The following is an 18,808-nucleotide window of genomic DNA, read 5'->3' on the forward strand; positions in this document are numbered from 1 at the left end:
GGAAGTTATTTTACTTCCACTGCCGAGATCACAGAGCTGATTACTTTTTTTGCACGCTCGACATTGGACTTCATTGTTGCCGTGTCCTTGAGGCTTCCCAACATTTCTTCGGGCGCAAAACTCAACGTTTGGAAAATTTCAAAATTCTTCGCAATTTCAGTTCCATGATCTCGACGCACACTTGGCGGCATGAGGGCTAACAATCTTTCGATCTCTTGAGAGGCTCCGCCTTCACCGGCAACCTCACCTAAAATGACGTAGAAGATGTTCGTCATTTCAACGCCCACTTTGCGGTAGTCGTTTTTAGAAAGAGCGCTATCCACTTGTTTGTAGCGTTTTTGCACAAGCTCTTTCAATGTACGGCGACGGCGTCCCCATCCGAATTCTCTTTGAGTTTTTGCAAGAAGGCCCAACAAAATTCCGCCGTAAACTACGGCCCACAACCAGGGGCGATAAAGAACACTGGCTTGTGTGGCAGGCTCCCACACCATCACAGGATCTGGAAGTCTGTTTTCTGGGACGGTTGGTTTTGCAGCAGGTTTGCCCGCTTCCGCCATTCTGGAGGATGACCCCACGGGCGCATTCGGGTTATTCACAATCTTTAAACTGATCGGCTGAGTGGACTTCGTGTAGTATTTTTTTGATTGAGGATCAAACATGCTGACACTCAAAGCAGGGATCGTCACATCCCCTTCTTGTCTTGGAATCACGAGCACTTCAAATTCTTTATAACTGCGACCATTTTTAAAGAATTTCGATTCTGATTTTGTGTCGTACTGTTCAAGACCCGTTGGCAAATTCAAAGCTGGCAAATCAATAAGCTTCGCATTTCCGGCACCCTCAAAACGAACTTTAAGGCTCACAGGTTGATTTACAGGAACCGTGTTGTTTTCAACACTCGCATGGACATCAAACTGACCAACGGCTCCGGTAAAATCAGAAGGACGGCCTTCGACGGGCAAAGGTTTTACTTTGATATCAACGCGCGCTGAGCTTTTTGTGTACTCGTAAGGTCGGCCATAAAAGCCACCCAACCCTTGCGATGGCAAACGCACACGAGATTTGATTTTGTATTCGTCAATCACAGCAGTACCGGCTTTGATTGGGAAAAGAGCGTGAGAGGCGAGCAAAGCCTTTTTCCAGGGAATACCGTTTACAATTTCTTCTGTGAATTGGATTGAAGGAACCTCTTCGATAATTTCTTTCCAGAAACCGCGAAGGCTCGGGAATTTCAGACGATCCAAAGTTTCCATTTGGCCACGTGTGTAGATGTACCAATTCACGGTGACTTGTTCACCTTCATAAACTTCCGTTTTATCAACTTCTACAGAGATAAAAAACGCTTCATTGGGATTTGTCGGAAGACTTCTAAATGCGGCTTCAGGAAGTCCTGTCGCTGCTGATGGGAAGTTTTCATCCGGTGCTTGTCCCATTTGTTGTTGAAGAAGTCTTTGGCGCTGTCTTAAAAGCTGATTAAAGATTTCTTCCTCGGCTTGATCCATGGCTTCAAACGGATCTTCAGAGCCTGGCATTCCCGGCATTTGTGAAGGACGCTTTTGAATTTGTCCGCCAGTTCCTTGGCTTCCGACTTTAATCACGATAGGTTGTGTGCGAAAAACTTTTCCGTTCACGACGACTTCAAACGAAGAAACGCTTAACGTGCCCTGGCGTTTTGCGCTTAACATATAGTGAAACTCTTTACGTCTTTGAGTTTCAAACTGCATACCTTTAGAGGTGTTCACTAATTTCTGCGCAACGGCCGTTGATTGCCAGTTGTTGAGTAAATCAAAACCATCAAGATCCGGAATGCGCGGATCTTGCACATCTACATCGTCTGTTGAAACAACGGAAACCGTGAGAGTAAACGTATCGCCCACACCCATTTCATTGCGGTCGACGGAAGATTGAACCGTCGTGCCTGCGGCGTGTGCGAAAAATCCACAGAATAAAAAACTAAGGAAGAATAAAAAATTACCAATCTTTGTCACGAGGCTGCTCCTTGACTTCCTTGCGGTTGTACTCCGCACGGATTTTTTCCTCTTGCTGCTTTAGCTCCCCTAAGATTTTTTTCACATCGCCCTCGGAAAGTTCTTTTCCTTGGAATGGACGAGGTTTGTATTTGGGAGACTGCTGCTTAGGCCCCTCTTTGGGCTCATCTTTTTTGTCTTTATCTTTTTGATCTTTACCATCTTGCGGTTTTTGCTGCTGGTTCTGCTGACCTTGCTGCTGATCTTTTTTGTCCTGATTTTGACCGTCACCGCCACCTTGTTGAGCTTGAGTTAAAAGCTCAATATTGGTTTTTGTTTCCTTGGAAGAAGGAATGATTTCCAACGCTTTTTGATACATCGCCAAAGCTTCATCCACTTTTTTAGCTTTGCCTAAAAGCTGCGCCTGATTAAAACGCGCCATAAACATCAATGGGAAGTTCTTTTCTTTCTCCGCAAGCTTTTCAGCTTCTTTATAAGACTGAACGGCTTTCTCAGCCTGTTGAAGACCTTCTAACGACAGACCCAAGTTGAGATGCAACTGCCCCACAAACGGATCATAACGAAGAGCTTCAATGTACTTATCCATCGCCGCAGGATAAGTTTGTCCTTTGATCGCATTGTTACCTTCACGATTCAGTTCCAATGTTTTAAGGTGAGGTCTTCCAGGACCACATCCCGAAACCGCGAATACAAAAACGCACAAAGCCGGAAGCTTTTTAAAAGTAATTAAGTGCTTCATGCCGGTGGTACCTCGTAACGGCCTTTCCAAAAGCGGAAGCCCATGCGTCTTTCGCCGAGGAAAAGTTCAAGTAAGGCAATGACGATTCCAATTAACAAAACTGTTTGGAATCGTTCTTCGTATTGAGTGGCCACCGTGGAATCAAACTGTGTTTTTTCAAGCTTCGTGATGTCTTCAACCAAATGTTTCGTTTGATCGCCACCGAAGGTTGCAAAATAAAAACTACCTTTACCCGCTTCAGCGAGGGCTCTTAAAGCATCACCCTTCACAGTCGTTAAAATAGTCTGACCTTGACGATCTTTTTTATAACCCTTAAGGAAACCCATTCCATCGCGCACAGGAATAGCGCCACCTTTTTCAGTGCCGTAGGCTAAAGAGAAAATACGAATGCCTTCGCCAGCCAACTTCTTAGCTTCTTCATAGGCACCCGGTTCGTGATCTTCACCGTCGGAAGCAAACAAAATCACACGTGTGACTTTCACTGTTTCATCCGTTGTCACACCACCGCGCTCAAATGCTTCTTTTGAAATTTTTAAAGCTTCTGTGAAGTTTGTACCTTGAGAAGAAACAGAGCTTGGCTCTAAAGATTCCAAGTACATTTTAATTGCGCCAGGATCATTCGTCAGAGGAGACAACAAGGCCGCTGATCCCGCGAATGCAACAACACCGACTTTGTTTCCAGGCATAAGATCAATCAAACGACTGAGTTCCGCTTTGGCCTGCGCCAAACGAGAAGGCTTTACGTCTTCGGCCATCATACTTTCGGAAACGTCGACGGCGAAAATGATTTCAACACCTTCGCTTTTAACTTCTTGTTGGCTTTCACCCATTTGCGGTCTCGCCAATGCCAAAACAAAAAAGAAGACGGCCAAAACTTGCAAGGTCGTTTTTATCGTTCGTTTTTTATTTGAAACGGAACTAGAAAGAAACGGATAAAGACGCGAACCAATCGCCGTCTCCATGCGTTTTTTGGATCTGCGATCAAAGAAGAATCCGATAATGATAATAACCGGAATCAGCCACAAATAATTGAATGCCGCTAAGTTTTCAAAGCGAAACATTATGGCACCCTCCTTAACCAAGATCTTCCCAGCAACAAGCCCGCAAGATACAAAATAATTCCCATCACAAGATACGGCGGGAATTGCTCTGTGTAGTTAGTGAATTTATTCACGTCGATTTTTGTTTTTTCAAGATTATCGATGTCGTTAAAGATTCTCTGCAAAGCACCTTCGTTGGTCGCGCGATAGTATTTACCGCCCGTGTCTTTTGCCATGCGCTCTAGCAGTTCTTCGTTCACGGTGCTTTCAAACGGCTGATACGTTTTTACTTTTTGACCGAAAATATCGCGGGAATAAACCGGAATTCTTGTTGGACCGTCTTTACCAATACCAATCGAATAAACTTTAATACCGTAACCTTTGGCGATCTCAAGGCCCGTCTCTGGATCAATCGTTCCAGAGTTATTTTCACCGTCCGTCATGAAAATCATCACACGGCTTTTTGCTTGAGAATCTTTTAAGCGGCCAGCGGCATTTGCCATCGACACACCCAAGGCTGTTCCGTCTTTGATTTTCGCACTGGAAGCGCTGGTGATTTCACCCACACGTTGAATGATAAGTTGATAATCCAATGTGGGTGGCACCAAAGTGAAAGATTCTCCGGCAAAAACCACAAGACCGATACGGTCTGAAGAACGACCTTCGATGAATTTTTTAATTGTGTCTTTTGCCGATTCAAGACGATTTAGAGGCTTCATGTCTTCAATCAACATACTGTCTGAAACGTCGAGACAAATAACGATGTCAATCCCCTCAACATTTTTCTTAATTTTGGTATTCATCGTTTGCGGACGCGCCAGCGCCATGATTGCAAGAACAATTCCTAAAGCTTTTAGGAACGTTGGAAGATTCATCAAACGCGTGCGCACGCTTGGTGTCACCGTTTTTAAAAGAGCGACGGAACCAAACTGCAAAGTCGGCGTCTTCTTTTTACGATTCCACAAAGTCCAAGCTAAAATCAGAACCAAAGGAAGGATAAGCCAGAAGGCCCAGAGAGAATGATAGGTCATGACACTCTCTCCATTTTTTCAACAAGCTGACGGCAGTGAGTCGCGATGTTGAGGGCATCTTGCTCCGTGACGTTTTCTTTATCTTGAATACCGCGACTGTACTCTTTAAGAAGTTTTTTAAGTTCGTCGCCGTATTCAACATAAACCTTGTGATTGTATTTTTTGAGATCTTTCAAAATCAAACGATCACTCCACTCCATCGCAGGAACTTGATAGCGACGAGTGACGTAAAGTTTTAGCATTTGCTGAGTTTCAGTCACGCACTGAATGATGTCCGCTTTATTCGCCACGGTTCCACCAAAAAACACCGTATTTGTTCTTTGCAAGCGGCGCATGCTTTGATGAAACTGTGCTAATGGTGTTAAAGCTGAATCATGTTCTTTTAAACGTTCGAGCATATTGCGTCTTTGCACGACACGATAGATTTTGCTCACACAAAGAAGAATGAACAAACCAATTACACCCGCTAAGATCGCCCAATAAAGCATCGGCACTGACAACGAAGCAGGCCCAATCGGACCAAACGGTTCTTGTTGCACTGGAGGTTGTCCGGGCTGCTGCGGAGGCAACACACTTTGCACAACATACTGAATAGGTCCCAAGCTTAAAGTTTGCGTTCCGTCGGTCAGTTGCAAATCTTGGTACTGGAAATTTCCAGCTTTGTAAGCTGTCGCTTTGATATCTACTTGTGTTGGAGATCTAAACTCGAAACCTAAAAGATGAATTTGATATTTTTCTTCGGCCTTAAGAACGAAATGCAACTTTTCTTGCACGAGATCTTTAGGAACCTCGCCATCGCAGACCATAAGAAACTCTCGCCCAACGGTGAGTTCGTTGTCTTTAAGCCCTTCGACAGAAGGCATTTCCATTTTACACTGCAAAGTTGCCATTACTTTCTCTTCTTAAAAAAGGCCACGAGAGGATTCACGTAGTCCTCGCTGGACCTAACATCTACACGTTCTACTTGCGACAAGCGCAACAAACGATCACGCTGCTCTTTACGTTTTTGAACAGCTTCTTCATACTGTGCGCGGAACGTCGGTGAAGACGTGTCGACCGTTAAAATTTCTCCGGTCTCTGCATCTTGCACTTCAATCACTCCCATTTTTGGAAGTGAATATTCCGCAGCATCATTCACAACACAGGCCACAACGTCATGCTTTCGTCCCAAAAGGCGCAAGCTTTGATCGAAGCCTTCATCCATAAAATCGCTAAATACAAAAACAGTCGCGCGTTTTTTCAAAATACCTTGAAGGTACGTGAAGCTTGATGACAACTTCGTGCGATGACTTTTTGGTTTATAGTAGAACAAATCGCGCAAAAGACGATGCACGTGTCCTCGGCCTTTTTTTGGCGGAACAAAATGCTCGACTTGGTCACTGAATAACAACAAACCAATTTGGTCATTATTCTTCACCGCAGAAAATGCAAGAAGGGCCGCCATATGAGTCATCACTTCGCCTTTAAAATAAGGACCCGTTCCGAAGTCACTTGATCCGCTCACGTCAATAGCAAGAATCAACGTCAGCTCACGCTCTTCTTCAAAAGTTTTGATATAAGGTTTTCCCGTGCGCGCTGTGAGAGGCCATGAAATACTGCGCACGTCATCGCCCGGCACGTACTCCCTGAAATCCGCGAAAGTCATCCCTTGGCCTTTAAAGGCCGTGTGATATTCACCCGCAAAGAGATTGTTCACAAGTTTTCTTGTGTTGATCTCTAAGAGTTTAACTTTCTTTAAGACCTCAGGAGGTAAACTCACTACGGCACCTCAATTTGGCTCAAGATTTCTTTGATGATGTCATCCGTTTTGATGTTTTCTGCTTCTGCTTCGTAAGTGAGAATCAAACGATGTCTCATCACGTGATAAGCAATCGCCTTCACGTCTTCGGCTGTCACATAACCACGACCGCGCAAGAACGCATGAGCTTTCGCTGCACGATACAAGCTGATCGTCGCACGTGGTGAACCACCGACATTGATGAGATTAGCGATACGGCTTAGACCATACTCACCCGGTTTACGAGACGCCATGATAAGTTCAACAATGTAGTTTTTAATTTTATTATCAACGTAGATTTGATCCGCACGCTGTGATGCGCGCAAAAGATCTTCTTTTGAAATCACCGCATTCACTTCTGGTTTGTCATTCGTGCCCATGCGGTTGAGGATCTCTAGCTCCTCGCCTTTTCCTGGGTAAACGACGTTGATCTTAAACATGAAGCGGTCCATCTGTGCTTCTGGAAGTGGATACGTTCCTTCTTGTTCGAGCGGATTTTGTGTCGCCAAAACTAAGAACGGATTTGAAAGTCGATAAGATTCTTCACCGATAGTGACTTGTTTTTCGGCCATCGCCTCAAGAAGTGCCGACTGAACTTTCGCTGGCGCACGGTTGATCTCATCGGCCAAAACGATGTTGGTGAAAATCGGACCTTTGCGTGGTGCAAACTCCCCTGATTTAGGATTAAAGATCATTGTGCCGATTAAGTCCGTTGGCAAAAGATCGGGAGTGAATTGGATTCTTTGGAAATCAAGAGAGATGGATTTAGAAACTGTGGCAATCGTCAGAGTCTTCGCCAAGCCCGGAACACCTTCAAGAAGGATGTGTCCGCCGGTGAGAAGCCCCATCATGATGCCCTCCACCATTTCTTTTTGACCTACGACAACTTTGTTGATTTCGGCCATCATTTTTTCGATGAATTGGCTTTCTTGCTTGATGGCGGCATTAAGGGCCATGATATCGACTTCGCTCACTGCTGATCCTCCTAGAGAAGTAACCTATCTATTTCACATTTTTCCTTTAAAGTTCGCAAGTTTAGAGTTTCTAGAACAGCGCTTCCTCTACCCTTGCCAAGGGCCGAAGAAAGTGGGACAAAATTATTATGATCAACAACAATACAAAAGTCTGGATATTTATTCTCACAAGCTCCCTCGCACTCTTGATAGCGGGCTATCAATTAGGCGAACGACTGGGGTTGTTGATTGGGTTCTTCTTAGCCCTATTCTTAAACTTCTTCGTTTTCTTTTATGGAGAAAGCCGCGTTCTTGCAAAACTCGACGCGAAACGAGTGAAGGGCCAAGACGCTTGGGGATTGATCGATAAAGTTCAAAAAATGTCGGCAAAACTTCGTATGCCGGTGCCAGCGATCTACATCACTCCTCATTCTTCAGCGAATGCCTTTTGCGTTGGTCAATCTTGGAAAAGAAGTTCGTTGGGGTTCACGGTTGGATTGCTACAAAAACTAGATGATAAAGAGTTAGAGGCCGTTGTCGCCCATCAACTTTGTCACATTCGTCGTCTTGATACTTTCGCCTTTGGAGTGACAAGCACTATTGCAAATTCCATTGTGGGATTAGGTCAATTTCTTGATAATTTCCTGCCGTATAATTTGCAATTTTTCATGCCGCTTTTTTCTCCGATTGGTTGGTTTGTCATTAAGAGTGTCGTCGGTGAAAAATCATTTTTTGAAAATGACTTAATGGCCTCTGAACTTCTCGAAAACCGCCATCAATTGGGCGAAGTTTTATGGCGCATGGAGGGCTTAGCACAAACTCAGCCTCTGGAAATTCCTCCGTGCACAAGTCACCTTTTCATGGTGAATCCAGAGGGCTTTAATCAGAAAAATTTATTTTTAAAATCCCATCCTGCCATCGAAGTGAGACTACAAAAATTAATGGGTTACTATCCCATCTAATTCACAGCCTTGACAGAACGGGTTTAAAACTCAAGTTGATATATGGGAGTTATAATATGGGTGAAAAACTTGAAGCTTCGTTTTCTGTTTTAATCATGTCGATCGCGTCTTCTGCGGTGATGGCAATGGGCTTAGCCCCGCATCCTCAATCCGGCGAAGTGACAAAAGATAAGAATATGGCTCGTTTTAATATCGACCTTTTGCTAGTTCTCCAGGAAAAAACGAAAGGCAATCTTTCGGGTGACGAAGCCAAATTCTTGGAAAATTTAATCAGTGATCTACAAATGAAGTTCGTATCTGTCTAACAGTGCTATTATTTAGGAATGTTTGAGAGGATTCATATGAAAAAGCTCTTATTTCTTGCTCTAGCCGTTTCATTGTCAGTTCAACCTACTTACGCGCAACAAACGCAGACTCTGCCGAAAGAAGCTCCGAAGCTCAAATTAAGTGAACCGCTTCCAGCAAATCTTTTCGTTGAGCTTGCGAAAGCAATCAACCCTGCTGTTGTGAACATCTCAACGACAGCGCTGCCGAAAAATATGCCGCGCGGTCGTGATCCCATGCTCGATATGCTAGAGCAGCTTTACGGCTTTCGCATGCCACCGCAACAGCAACAACAACGCCCTCAACAAATCGGTTTGGGAACGGGCTTTGTTATCCGTGAAGACGGCTTGATTGTGACGAACAATCACGTGATCGCGGGTGCGGATATTATCAACGTTCAGTTGAGTGAAAAATCAAAAGATGTCTATGAAGCGACTTTGATCGGAAGCGACGAAAGAACAGATATCGCTTTGATTAAAATCACTCCGAAAGAAAAACTTCCTGTCGCAGTTCTTGGTTCTTCCAAAGATCTCGAAGTTGGTGAATGGGTCGCAGCTTTCGGTAATCCATTTGGTCACGGTCACTCGATGACAAAAGGGATTGTCTCTTCAAAAGGTCGCGACATCACAGAGATCAATAAAATTCCTTTGATTCAAACAGACGCGAGTATCAACCCCGGTAACTCCGGTGGTCCGCTTGTAAATACCAAAGGACAAGTTGTCGGTGTGAACTCTGCGATTGATGCTCGTGCACAAGGGATTGGTTTTGCGATTCCTATTGATGAAGTGAAATCCGTGATTTCTATTCTCGAAACAAAAGGTCGTATTGTTCGCGGTTACATCGGTGCAGCTCTTGGTGATTTAGATCCAGATGCGGCGGAGTACTTGGGACTTGGTGATGTTCGTGGTGCGGTTGTGACGAACATGGATCCAAAAGGACCTGCGGCGAAAGCCGGATTTAAAATCTATGACATCGTGACAGAGTTTAACGGCAAAACTATTAATGGCTCTTTGGATCTGATCGATGCTGTCAGCGATGCTCCGATTGGAAAACCTGCGAAGGCTAAAATTCTTCGTAACGGTAAAGCGATCAACGTGAGTGTGAATGTCGCTGAACGTGCAGAAGACAAACCTCGTGTGGTGCGTGCGGCTCAAAAAACTTATCAAGGTCAAAAGGCTCCGTTTAATTTAGGTTTCACAGTGATTGATCCGACTCCAGAGCTTCGTGCGGAGTGGGGTCTTCCTGATGATATGAAACAACCTGTGGTGATTGAAACGGAGCGCGCGTCTCAAGCCAGCAAAAGCGGTCTGCGTGTGGGAGACGTGGTTTTGGATGTGAACAAAAAGCCTGTGGACAATTCAAAAGACGTGTTGAAAAACCTTAAAAAAGGCCAAAACACACTGCGCATTGCCCGCAACACCCGCATTCAAATCATCAATATTGAAGCTAACTAAAAGCTAAACAAAAATTAAGACAAACACAGCGTCAAAGCCCATCTTCCCGATGGGCTTTTTCTTTTGTGTTTGCTATTTAATTAAGCAGCTGTTTCAGAGTGAAACAGAGCACGTGGCCTTTAGATGAAATTAAAAAATTCCTCGACCTAGGTCTTTAGTTTTTCTCAGCATCGCCGAGAAGAATATCGGACCATAGTTTGGCTCCAAGGTTTGCAACAAGAATGACACCACGAAAGGGACTCGCACATGAAAGTCACCGAGGTCAAAGTATTCCCAGTCAACGAGGACCGGCTTAAAGCCTACGTCTCAATCACTCTCGACAATTGCTTCGTCGTGCGCGACTTGAAGGTCATTCAAGGAACGAGCGGCTTGTTTGTGGCAATGCCCAGCAAGAAACGCAAAGACGGCCAGTTCCGCGATATTGCTCACCCTCTGAACCAAGAGACGCGAACAATGATCGAGGACTTAATTTTTGAAGCTTATGAAAAAGAATTAAAATCCATGGGCGAAACTTTAGTAAATCTCAAACGCCAGAAAGCGCCTAACAGCGACTACGGCGAAGACTACTAGGTTTGATTGGTCTGCACTCCGACTCTGTCGGAGTAGAGCTCCCTGCTCACACAACCCAGTTCATTTTCTAGTGTGGAGAATCTGAACTGCGGCGGCTTCAATCCCCATGGTACCTTTAAAGCCCGTCGGCAACCCCGGCGGGCTGTTTTATATCTAACGCGTTGTATCTTTTCTTGCTTTTCGTCCCCAAAATCCGTACTTTAGCGGTTCGAACAGTCTACTCATTGGGGTATCGTCAAGTTGGTAAGACAACAGATTTTGATTCTGTCATTCGCAGGTTCGAGTCCTGCTACCCCATCCATTTAAACCCGCCGCAAGCGGGTTTTTATTTGGATCTACCCAATTAACTGGGGCAGTCAAAAACGGATCTACCCAATTAACTGGGGCAGTCAAAAACTCTCGCTAAGAACAATACTCTAAAACTCTTAATCTAAAATTCTCAAAATTTCTAAATCCATAAGCTCGTCTTATAATTTCTTCCATCCTGTTGTGTAGTCCTTCCGTTATTGAATTGGTCTTACTAAAACGCCACATCCTGACGATTTCCTCCTGCCAAGATTCCAGGGTTTCACCAAGTATTTTCATGTATTTAAAGCCGCATTCTTTGAGCATTTTGATTCCTTCTAATAGATCTGGGATTAGATGGCTTGCTTGATCCTTCGAAGTTACTCTTGCAAGAATCACATTCATAAGAGTTTGCTTAAAGTCGTAAATCACCTCTAGTGCAGGATTTTGTTTAAGATATTTACGAAGCTTCGCTTCTTGTTCCGGTGAAAGATTTTTTCGATGTCTTCGCATGAGCGATAGTAGGCCTCGATTCTTTCTTCCTGCTTCATCAAGTTCAGACCACGTCTTTAGGAAGTGATGATTGATGAGTTTTACGACGTGAAATCGATCCGCCACGATCATCGCATGACTGAAATGTTTCTTCGCGATACTTCGGTAGGTTTCAGATAAATCCATCACGATCACACGACAATTCTTCTTATCGGGAAGCCTTCGCAAGTAAGCATTTAAAGACAGTTCCGATCGGCCCAATGTTACATCATAAACCTTATGTCTTTTAAGATCTGCAAGGGTCGTCATGTAGCCTTTACTTCTGGTAAAATGTTTTTCATCGATCCCTAAAACCTTGGGGCAAGAACCATTTTTCCGGTGGCTATCTTTCATCTTTAAATGGTGTTTATAGCAACGCTCGACTGTTGCTGGACTAATTCCTAAAAGCTTAGCGGTCATCGCACGAGAAAAGCCCCAGTGATGTTTTAATGCGGCTTCTTCGCGGAACACTTCAGTGCACTGAAAGCGTGGTTTAGTTTAACACCCGGAATGCGTTGATTAAAATACTTTTGGCAAGCTCGACACTGAAATTTAAATGTTTTGATGATCAGGATGCTTTGATTGGTCCCGATGCTGAGATGTTTCAGGCGTCGTATAAAGGTATCTTTTTTGCGAAGATTATTGCTCGAACAAAATGGGCAGCGATGTTCTCCAACGAAATCAACGTTGAGCTCAACAGCGCCATGTTCTAAAGATTTATTGATCTTTATATCATTCAGTCCAATGATAGGGTCGTAATGGGGCATTAGGGGTCCTTTTGTAAAACTTGTTGTGGTAAACAAATCTTAGCAAAAACCCTTAACTGCCCCTATTTATGATGTAGACCCTACGGTTCTCTTGGTATCACCGAGACATTTCAATCCACTGCCGCTCCAGATATTCTCGATCTTCCGGATGAGCGACTCCGATTAAAGCTTGAGCCCGTTCTTTAAGAGTTTTTCCAAACAGGTCCACTCGGCCATATTCAGTTACAACATGGTGGACGTGTGCGCGAGTCGTGACGACGCCAGCTCCGGGCCTCAAACGCGGGACTATACGTGAGATGCCTTTGCGGGTTCGCGAAGAAACTGCAATAATGCTCCTTCCTCCCTCTGACATGGCAGCTCCACGCATAAAATCCATTTGCCCACCAACACCGGAAATGATTCTCGAACCAATCGAGTCCGCACAGACTTGTCCTGTCAGATCAATTTCCACTGCAGAATTGATCGCGGTCACTTTGGGATTTCTTGATATTATGGAGGGGTTATTGACATATTCAATGTCCAGTTGAATCACCGCAGGATTGTCATCAACATAAGAATAGAGTTCCCGTGATCCGATAACAAATCCCGAAACAGATCTTCCTGCATAAACTTTTTTTCTAGAGTTATCAACCACACCTGATTTTATCAATTCCAGAGCCCCATCAGACCACATTTCTGTGTGTAATCCCAAATGCCTTCTGTCTTTTAGAAAGTTCAAAACCGCATCTGGAATGTTGCCGATTCCAACTTGTAAAGTTGCCCCGTCCTCTATGATTTCACTCGCATATTGACCAATAGCAAGCTCTGATTTTGATAAAGAAGGTCTCGGGCTTTCAGGCAGTTCCTGATCAACTTCAACAGTATGATGAATGCGGTCTATATGAATAAAGCCATCGCCGTGAACCCGCGGCATTCTTGCATTTACCTGCGCAATAATCACCTTCGCATTGTCCACTGCAGAACGAGTGACATCAACACTCGTCCCCAACGAGCAAAAGCCATGTCTATCGGGTTTAGAAACATGAATGAGAGCTACATCTAAGGGTCTGACACCGGAACGAAATAGTGATGGGATTTCAGACAAGAAGCAGGGAAGATAACCAACGTTCTCATTCTGAATTTTGTCGCGCATATTAGACCCTAAAAATAAATTCGCCACACGAAAAGATTCTTTGTATTTTTCTTCAGCATACCGGGCGCTATCGATTGTATGAATATGAATGATCTCGACGTTGCGCAATCGTGCGGCATGCTCAAGTAAAGCGGATATCAAAATCGTGGGTGTCGCAGCACCTCCCTGAATAAAGACTCGCTGACCTGATTTGACATTCTCAAGAAGGTCAAAGGCTGTCGACATACATGTTCCTTGTGAAGTTTTAAAAGTCTATCAGCTTATCATAGTCAACATGGTTTAACTTAATTAAGGAAAACAGAACAAATGGCTCAATACATAGATATCAATGACGTAACTATTAGAACTATATTCCTTTCGTTACAATTAACTCCATTAAGGAGGAAGTCATGAATCCGAAACACTTTTTTGCTGTCATTCTTCTGCTTTGCTCCGGATGTGCATCAACAGAAACCAAACAATCAAGCCTTGATCAACGCATCCACGCGGAACCACAAGCCAACACCCCTGAAGAAATAGCAAGTCGAGCGGCCGAAGTATTCTCTTCAGCTCCCGGTTTGACCGCCGAACAACGAAAAAAACTCAACAGTCTTTATCTAAAAACCTATGCCGATTCCCGACAAATCAGAAATGAAATTGGTCAAATGAAGTCTTTGCTATTTAAGGAAGCCGCAATGAAGAAATTCAACTCCAAAGATATGACGGAGCTTACGCAAAAAATTGTCGCCGCCGATCAACGCCGCCTGAACGTTATGTTTTCCGCATTCCAAGAGATGCAGAACATTGTTGGATATGGTAGTGATAAAAAGGAAATCTACGAACGTCTGCGAGAATATGACTATCCGGGAAATACTCTTCGCTAACCTTGCTTCGAAAACTTCTTGTTTTTCTGCAACCTCCGGCAAGTTTATTGAAAACCTCCAAATAAATGGAAAGGATAATCATATCTTCTTCGCAGGGAACTTATGAAAAATAATCTTTTCGGTCTTATATTAATTTGTCTTGGTTTGAGCACTTTTGCCTACGGAAAAACGGTCTATCTCGACGTCAGAACTCAAAAAGAATATGAACAAGAGCATATTCCTCAGGCAATAAATATAGACGTTCTCAAATCCAGTTTTAAAAGCGAAGTCGCAAAGCTGAATCATGACGATGACTATAAAGTGTATTGTCGCAGCGGCAAACGGTCCGCACAAGCGATCTCCATAATGAAAGACTCGGGCTTTAAACATCTGGAAAATCTTGGCGGACTTGAGGATGCGAAAAAGTACTTGAATAAAGCTTCTTTAGGAAAATGAGAGGAAAAATGGCCGAAGAGTTTCTTCTTATCGCTGATGATATTGCAGATAAATCATCCAAAGGACGCCGTCGTTCTAAGTTGATTCGTGAGAACGCCATCGAACTCGCGAAAAAAATGAATCTCAATGCTGAATTTCTCTTTGTTGCAAATTTAAACTCCAAGCTTTTTAAAAAAAATGAAATGGCCCTATTTACTGAAACATTTGGCAGCGCTAAGTCTTCCATTGAAAAACAGTTTAAAAAAGGACAGGTTCCTCTCAAGTTAAAAATAAAATATGGCGTACCTGCCGAAGAAATTCTTAGTGAAATGGATCGGATAAATAATGCAAAACTGTTAGTACTGGGCACCCAAGGAAAGAAAGGCCTTAAGAAAGTCCTTCTTGGAAGTGTCGCAGAAGAGGTCCTACGTAATTCCCCACTGCCAACTCTGGTCATAGGCCCCATCGCTCAGGAACAACAGGCCGTTGTTAAACTGGATGAAAATCTGCAGATCCATTTTCTAACGGACTTAAGTAGCTCCAGCGCAGAAGCGGAAAAATTTGTGATCGCTTTTTGTAAACAGTTCAAGTGCTCCGTACTCATCGTTCATAGCGTCGGCGAACAAATCATGAAGATTCGCGAAAATCTTTATAGCACCGGCTATATGCCCTTCAATATTGAAAAGGTATTTAGTCAGATGGTTGACGACGCCCAAAGAGAACTGCAACGAAAAACCAGAGATTGGGTCAAACAGGGTTTAAAGGCCAGTCCTCTTTTGATTGATAAAGAACAAAGTTTAGAAAAGTCATTAAAAACCCTCCGTCCCTCGCCCCCCGGCCTCATCGTCATGGGAACGCATGGACGCAATAAAATTGTGACGTCATTTTTGGGCAGCACGGCTAGAAAGTTTCTTCTTACCTCTTCCGTTCCTGTGATGGTCGTGCGCTCTATAAGAGATTAATCCGGCTGGCTTCTGCATATAATAACAGGCACTGGTGATTTCAAAATAAGATTTCGGGCTGAGCTGCCAATGAAGGCTGTTAGGAATTTATTCCGGCTGTGCGTGCCCATCACAATGAGATCAAAGGCATCCCCCATTTTTTTCGAAACAACGTCTTCAAGATTTTTTTCGTCTTTTAAAAGAAGGCTCTCCACGCTGTTATTGAGTTTCTCAAGTTGCTGAGTTTTCTTCAGCAAGAGTTTTTCTCCATCCCTTTGCATGTCTTTAAACATAGCATCTATCGACTGACTGCTAACTCTTCGCGAGGAAATCATTTCCTTGAGCTGGTGAATTCGATGGCCTACGGAATAACAAACCGTGAGCCGCGCCTGAAGTCTTGACGCCAGGGAAGCTGCATATTGCTCTGCTGGGGCACTTGCGGAAGATAAATCCGTTAATAGCAAAATTCGAAGCGGCTCGTCCATAGGCAATTCAAACTGAATCAATCTTGCATAAGGCCCCAAAATAAGAATCGGAGTCGTCGAACGTCTGAGCACCTCTTCTGAGACACTGCCAATGATAGCCTTTTTTAATCCATGTTTTCCCAGTGACCCGAGGACTATCATCTCCAAAGGAGCATTTTTTTCTTCCTGTTTTAAGATGCCGGAAACCGGCTCGCCTTCCGTCGAAATAATTTTTGTCTTCACGGGATAGTGAGACATTTCCTTTCCGAGAAGCATCAAAGAATCTTTGTCCTTTTTTTTAATTTTTTCCTGCAGAGCCTTAGATAAAAAAGCCTTCTGAGTGTTTGCCACATACAAAATTCGTAAAGGAAGATTTAATCTTCGACTGAACTCGGCAGCTAAATCCCGAAGTAGATGAGACCTCGAACGGCCGCTATTGGAGACGCTTGCCAAATCATCCGCCAATAATATTGATTTTGCACTCATAAGGCCCCCGCCCTATCCTCTGCAGAAACATGGCGGCTCGCAACTTACACTCCTGAAATATGCCAAGGTTGTCTGTAAAAAAACACGTCCGCGGGATGTCCAAATCAGGATATTCTAATGGCATTGAGGATTATTATGAAACCCCATCACGGAAATATCGACACGATGAAATCGGAAGACGCCGTGTCTTTATTCGAGGAATGCCGCTTCGCTCATCTTGCTTGCCATATTAAAGACGATCTTTATCTGGTACCTATTTCTTATATCTTCGAGGATGGCGTGATCTACAGTCATTCTGAACCCGGTCGAAAAATCGATATAATGCGTAAGAATCCCCACGTCTGTGTTCAGGTGGAAAAAGTAGAAGACTTTTTCCATTGGCGTAGTGCAATTGCGTGGGGTGATTTTGAGGAACTCAACGGGGACGAGGCCAGCGAAGCCATGCGATTGCTTCTTAAAAAGGTCAGTGAAGAAGTTGGTTCCGAACAGATGTCCTCGCTAGGTTTAGATATGGCGGCACAACTGGAATCGGCGATAATCTATAAAATCAAAATAAAAAAAATCACCGGCCGCTATGAAGGACACTCGACTATACCGCAGTGACGACAGTTTTTTTGTAAAGCATTTTAATCCGCGCTGCTTGCCCCAATCTTGTTCCTATCTCGCTTAATGTCGCAGCGGCAGCGGCAAGTGGGAGTCACCGTTAGAATCATTGAGAGATCCAACCACCGTCAGCGACTAAGGCGTGTCCGGTCACGAAAGACGCGTATTCAGAGCAAAGCCACACGACGGCAGCTGCAATTTCTTCGGGCTTGCCGATTCGGCCTATCGGAGTCGACTTCACTAATTGTTCAAAAGCAGCATTGTCGCCACGGGTAAAACGATCAATCATCGGTGTTTGAATCACGCCCGGGCAAACTGCATTAACTCTGATATTATTCTGAGCGTATTCCAGAGCCGCATTCTTTGTCAGTCCAATCACGCCGTGCTTGCTCGCCACGTATGCGGGAATACCAGGAAATCCAACCAGTCCCGCGATAGACGCACAATTTACGATAGAACCGCCGCCATTTTTATTCATCAGCGAAATCTCATACTTCATGCAAAGCCAAATACTGCGAAGATTCACATTAATCACCTTCTCCCAGTTTTCTTCAGAACATTCCGTGATCAGAGCTTGTTCTCCCTCGATTCCAGCATTATTGAAGGCGCTGTCAATTTTTCCCATTCGTTTCTCGACATGCTCGACAAGATTTTGAATTGAACGCGGGTTCGATACATCACAGGGAAAGAAAGTGGCCTCTCCCCCATTTTTCAGAATCATCTCCATCGTTTGAAGCCCGCCTTCTTCGTTAAGATCCGAAACCGCGACCCAGGCCCCTTCTTGCGCGAAAGCCAAAGCTGTGGCCCTGCCTATGCCTGACCCACTCCCAGTTACCAACACCACTTTTCCAGAGTAATTATATGCTAAACCCGGCATGTGCTCCTCCTTCATTCGATTTCTTTGTCTTCAAAAATCACATCGATTTCAGCTTCCGATAATCTGCGATAAACACGAATTCTGTCGTAAATTGGATACCAATCAAAAAGAAGCAATTCGAGCGGCTTCCACATTGATACCCAGCCAAATATGACAACCCCTTCCCGCAAAGTCGTTCCAATTGTCGCCAAATTTTCTTTAAGAATCCATTGCGCAAAACCAAGACAGATAAAAAGAATAGAAATACCAATTACTAAAAACAGCTGGGCGGTTTTCATATTCTTTGAAAGCTGACCGCGTTTAATTAGGATTTGATATTTGAAATAGTCATGAATCGCTTCCTTAATGACACTTCCTTTAATGTGCTGGCTTGATTTGGTAATATAGATTTGGATTTTTAAGGGATGTCTCGTAGAGACCTCGTCAAGATATGCTTCTAAGTAGCCGGTGAAATTTTCGTCTAAATCTTTTTCTCTAAATGGAGCGGGATCACGCAGGTCGAAAAGTTGTTTCGCCTCGTTAACTCTTATTTCTATAATTTGAAGACCTTCGACGATTCTGTATCGTTCAGTGGTCATGCTCTCTCCGGTCTTGCCTATCCATAAAG

At 44.0% G+C, this 18,808-nt stretch carries 21 protein-coding genes, 1 tRNA gene and 1 pseudogene; 10 read left to right on the forward strand and 13 right to left on the reverse strand.

Features of this window, described 5'->3' with window-relative positions; genetic code table 11:
• Positions 1-5: 5 nt before the first annotated feature.
• From AAAA78_RS12840 to AAAA78_RS12870, 7 genes are read right to left on the reverse strand one after another with little or no spacing between them, the layout of a single operon-like run.
• Positions 6-1,988, reverse strand: coding sequence for a BatD family protein (locus AAAA78_RS12840; protein WP_340592439.1), 1,983 nt, complete (start codon positions 1,986-1,988; stop codon positions 6-8).
• On the reverse strand, positions 1,972-2,727 hold the full coding sequence (locus tag AAAA78_RS12845; protein ID WP_340592440.1) for a tetratricopeptide repeat protein: 756 nt from the start codon (positions 2,725-2,727) through the stop codon (positions 1,972-1,974). Before AAAA78_RS12845 ends, AAAA78_RS12840 begins: the two co-directional genes overlap by 17 nt.
• Complete coding sequence (locus AAAA78_RS12850; protein ID WP_340592441.1) at positions 2,724-3,788, reverse strand: vWA domain-containing protein; 1,065 nt, start codon at positions 3,786-3,788, stop codon at positions 2,724-2,726. Before AAAA78_RS12850 ends, AAAA78_RS12845 begins: the two co-directional genes overlap by 4 nt.
• Positions 3,788-4,798, reverse strand: a complete 1,011-nt coding sequence (locus AAAA78_RS12855; protein WP_340592442.1) for a vWA domain-containing protein — start codon at positions 4,796-4,798, stop codon at positions 3,788-3,790. Before AAAA78_RS12855 ends, AAAA78_RS12850 begins: the two co-directional genes overlap by 1 nt.
• Positions 4,795-5,688 carry a hypothetical protein gene (locus AAAA78_RS12860; protein ID WP_340592443.1) on the reverse strand — a complete coding sequence of 298 codons (894 nt, stop codon included), beginning with the start codon at positions 5,686-5,688 and terminating at the stop codon, positions 4,795-4,797. Before AAAA78_RS12860 ends, AAAA78_RS12855 begins: the two co-directional genes overlap by 4 nt.
• Positions 5,688-6,557 carry a DUF58 domain-containing protein gene (locus AAAA78_RS12865; RefSeq protein ID WP_295901112.1) on the reverse strand — a complete coding sequence of 290 codons (870 nt, stop codon included), beginning with the start codon at positions 6,555-6,557 and terminating at the stop codon, positions 5,688-5,690. The genes AAAA78_RS12860 and AAAA78_RS12865 overlap by 1 nt, the downstream gene beginning before the upstream one ends.
• Entirely contained in the window at positions 6,557-7,531 is a 975-nt protein-coding gene (locus AAAA78_RS12870) for an AAA family ATPase (RefSeq protein ID WP_445292004.1), read from the reverse strand. Before AAAA78_RS12870 ends, AAAA78_RS12865 begins: the two co-directional genes overlap by 1 nt.
• A 146-nt stretch (positions 7,532-7,677) precedes the next feature.
• Here AAAA78_RS12870 and AAAA78_RS12875 point away from each other — a divergent pair, with 146 nt between their 5' ends.
• From AAAA78_RS12875 to AAAA78_RS12895, 5 genes are all read left to right on the forward strand, one after another.
• Entirely contained in the window at positions 7,678-8,490 is an 813-nt protein-coding gene (locus tag AAAA78_RS12875) for a M56 family metallopeptidase (protein WP_340592445.1), read from the forward strand.
• A 56-nt stretch (positions 8,491-8,546) separates the two neighbouring features.
• Positions 8,547-8,795 carry a DUF1844 domain-containing protein gene (locus AAAA78_RS12880; protein ID WP_340592447.1) on the forward strand — a complete coding sequence of 83 codons (249 nt, stop codon included), beginning with the start codon at positions 8,547-8,549 and terminating at the stop codon, positions 8,793-8,795.
• A 36-nt stretch (positions 8,796-8,831) separates the two neighbouring features.
• Positions 8,832-10,268: a trypsin-like peptidase domain-containing protein gene (locus AAAA78_RS12885; protein WP_340592448.1), complete on the forward strand. Its 1,437-nt coding sequence runs from the start codon at positions 8,832-8,834 to the stop codon at positions 10,266-10,268.
• A gap of 246 nt (positions 10,269-10,514) precedes the next feature.
• On the forward strand, positions 10,515-10,838 hold the full coding sequence (gene spoVG / locus AAAA78_RS12890) for a septation regulator SpoVG (RefSeq protein WP_295905947.1): 324 nt from the start codon (positions 10,515-10,517) through the stop codon (positions 10,836-10,838).
• 225 nt (positions 10,839-11,063) lie between these two features.
• Positions 11,064-11,139, forward strand: a tRNA-Gln gene (locus AAAA78_RS12895).
• Positions 11,140-11,240: 101 nt separating this feature from the next.
• Here AAAA78_RS12895 and AAAA78_RS12900 read toward each other — a convergent pair.
• Positions 11,241-12,134: pseudogene (locus AAAA78_RS12900) on the reverse strand (ISL3 family transposase); the annotation flags it as partial.
• Entirely contained in the window at positions 12,101-12,262 is a 162-nt protein-coding gene (locus AAAA78_RS19715) for a hypothetical protein (protein ID WP_445292005.1), read from the reverse strand. The gene AAAA78_RS19715 and the pseudogene AAAA78_RS12900, both read right to left, overlap by 34 nt.
• Here AAAA78_RS19715 and AAAA78_RS12905 point away from each other — a divergent pair.
• Complete coding sequence (locus tag AAAA78_RS12905; RefSeq protein WP_340592450.1) at positions 12,185-12,367, forward strand: hypothetical protein; 183 nt, start codon at positions 12,185-12,187, stop codon at positions 12,365-12,367. The genes AAAA78_RS19715 and AAAA78_RS12905 overlap by 78 nt on opposite strands.
• Positions 12,368-12,518: 151 nt before the next feature.
• On the opposite strand, the gene AAAA78_RS12910 is transcribed toward AAAA78_RS12905, so the two are convergent.
• Positions 12,519-13,778 carry an acetyl-CoA hydrolase/transferase family protein gene (locus AAAA78_RS12910; RefSeq protein WP_340592451.1) on the reverse strand — a complete coding sequence of 420 codons (1,260 nt, stop codon included), beginning with the start codon at positions 13,776-13,778 and terminating at the stop codon, positions 12,519-12,521.
• A 164-nt stretch (positions 13,779-13,942) separates the two neighbouring features.
• On the opposite strand from AAAA78_RS12910, the gene AAAA78_RS12915 reads away from it, so the two are divergent.
• From AAAA78_RS12915 to AAAA78_RS12925, 3 genes are all read left to right on the forward strand, one after another.
• The gene (locus AAAA78_RS12915) at positions 13,943-14,416 is read left to right on the forward strand and encodes a hypothetical protein (RefSeq protein WP_340592452.1); all 474 of its coding nucleotides are present in this window, start codon (positions 13,943-13,945) and stop codon (positions 14,414-14,416) included.
• A 102-nt stretch (positions 14,417-14,518) separates the two neighbouring features.
• Positions 14,519-14,851: a rhodanese-like domain-containing protein gene (locus tag AAAA78_RS12920; protein WP_340592454.1), complete on the forward strand. Its 333-nt coding sequence runs from the start codon at positions 14,519-14,521 to the stop codon at positions 14,849-14,851.
• Positions 14,852-14,859: 8 nt separating this feature from the next.
• A complete protein-coding gene (locus tag AAAA78_RS12925; RefSeq protein ID WP_340592455.1) occupies positions 14,860-15,792 on the forward strand; it encodes a universal stress protein in 933 nt (310 codons plus the stop codon).
• Here the strand turns inward: AAAA78_RS12925 and AAAA78_RS12930 are convergent.
• Entirely contained in the window at positions 15,789-16,721 is a 933-nt protein-coding gene (locus AAAA78_RS12930) for a universal stress protein (protein ID WP_340592457.1), read from the reverse strand. The genes AAAA78_RS12925 and AAAA78_RS12930 overlap by 4 nt on opposite strands.
• 117 nt (positions 16,722-16,838) lie before the next feature.
• Here AAAA78_RS12930 and AAAA78_RS12935 point away from each other — a divergent pair, with 117 nt between their 5' ends.
• On the forward strand, positions 16,839-17,324 hold the full coding sequence (locus tag AAAA78_RS12935) for a pyridoxamine 5'-phosphate oxidase family protein (RefSeq protein WP_340592458.1): 486 nt from the start codon (positions 16,839-16,841) through the stop codon (positions 17,322-17,324).
• 106 nt (positions 17,325-17,430) lie between these two features.
• On the opposite strand, the gene AAAA78_RS12940 is transcribed toward AAAA78_RS12935, so the two are convergent.
• Together AAAA78_RS12940 and AAAA78_RS12945 are read right to left on the reverse strand one after the other, a co-directional pair.
• Entirely contained in the window at positions 17,431-18,201 is a 771-nt protein-coding gene (locus AAAA78_RS12940) for an SDR family oxidoreductase (RefSeq protein WP_340592459.1), read from the reverse strand.
• A gap of 11 nt (positions 18,202-18,212) precedes the next feature.
• Positions 18,213-18,779 carry a hypothetical protein gene (locus AAAA78_RS12945; protein WP_340592460.1) on the reverse strand — a complete coding sequence of 189 codons (567 nt, stop codon included), beginning with the start codon at positions 18,777-18,779 and terminating at the stop codon, positions 18,213-18,215.
• Between the last annotated feature and the right edge of the window lie 29 nt (positions 18,780-18,808).

This window comes from Bdellovibrio sp. BCCA, from assembly GCF_037996825.1.
In the GTDB taxonomy this organism is placed as follows: domain Bacteria; phylum Bdellovibrionota; class Bdellovibrionia; order Bdellovibrionales; family Bdellovibrionaceae; genus Bdellovibrio.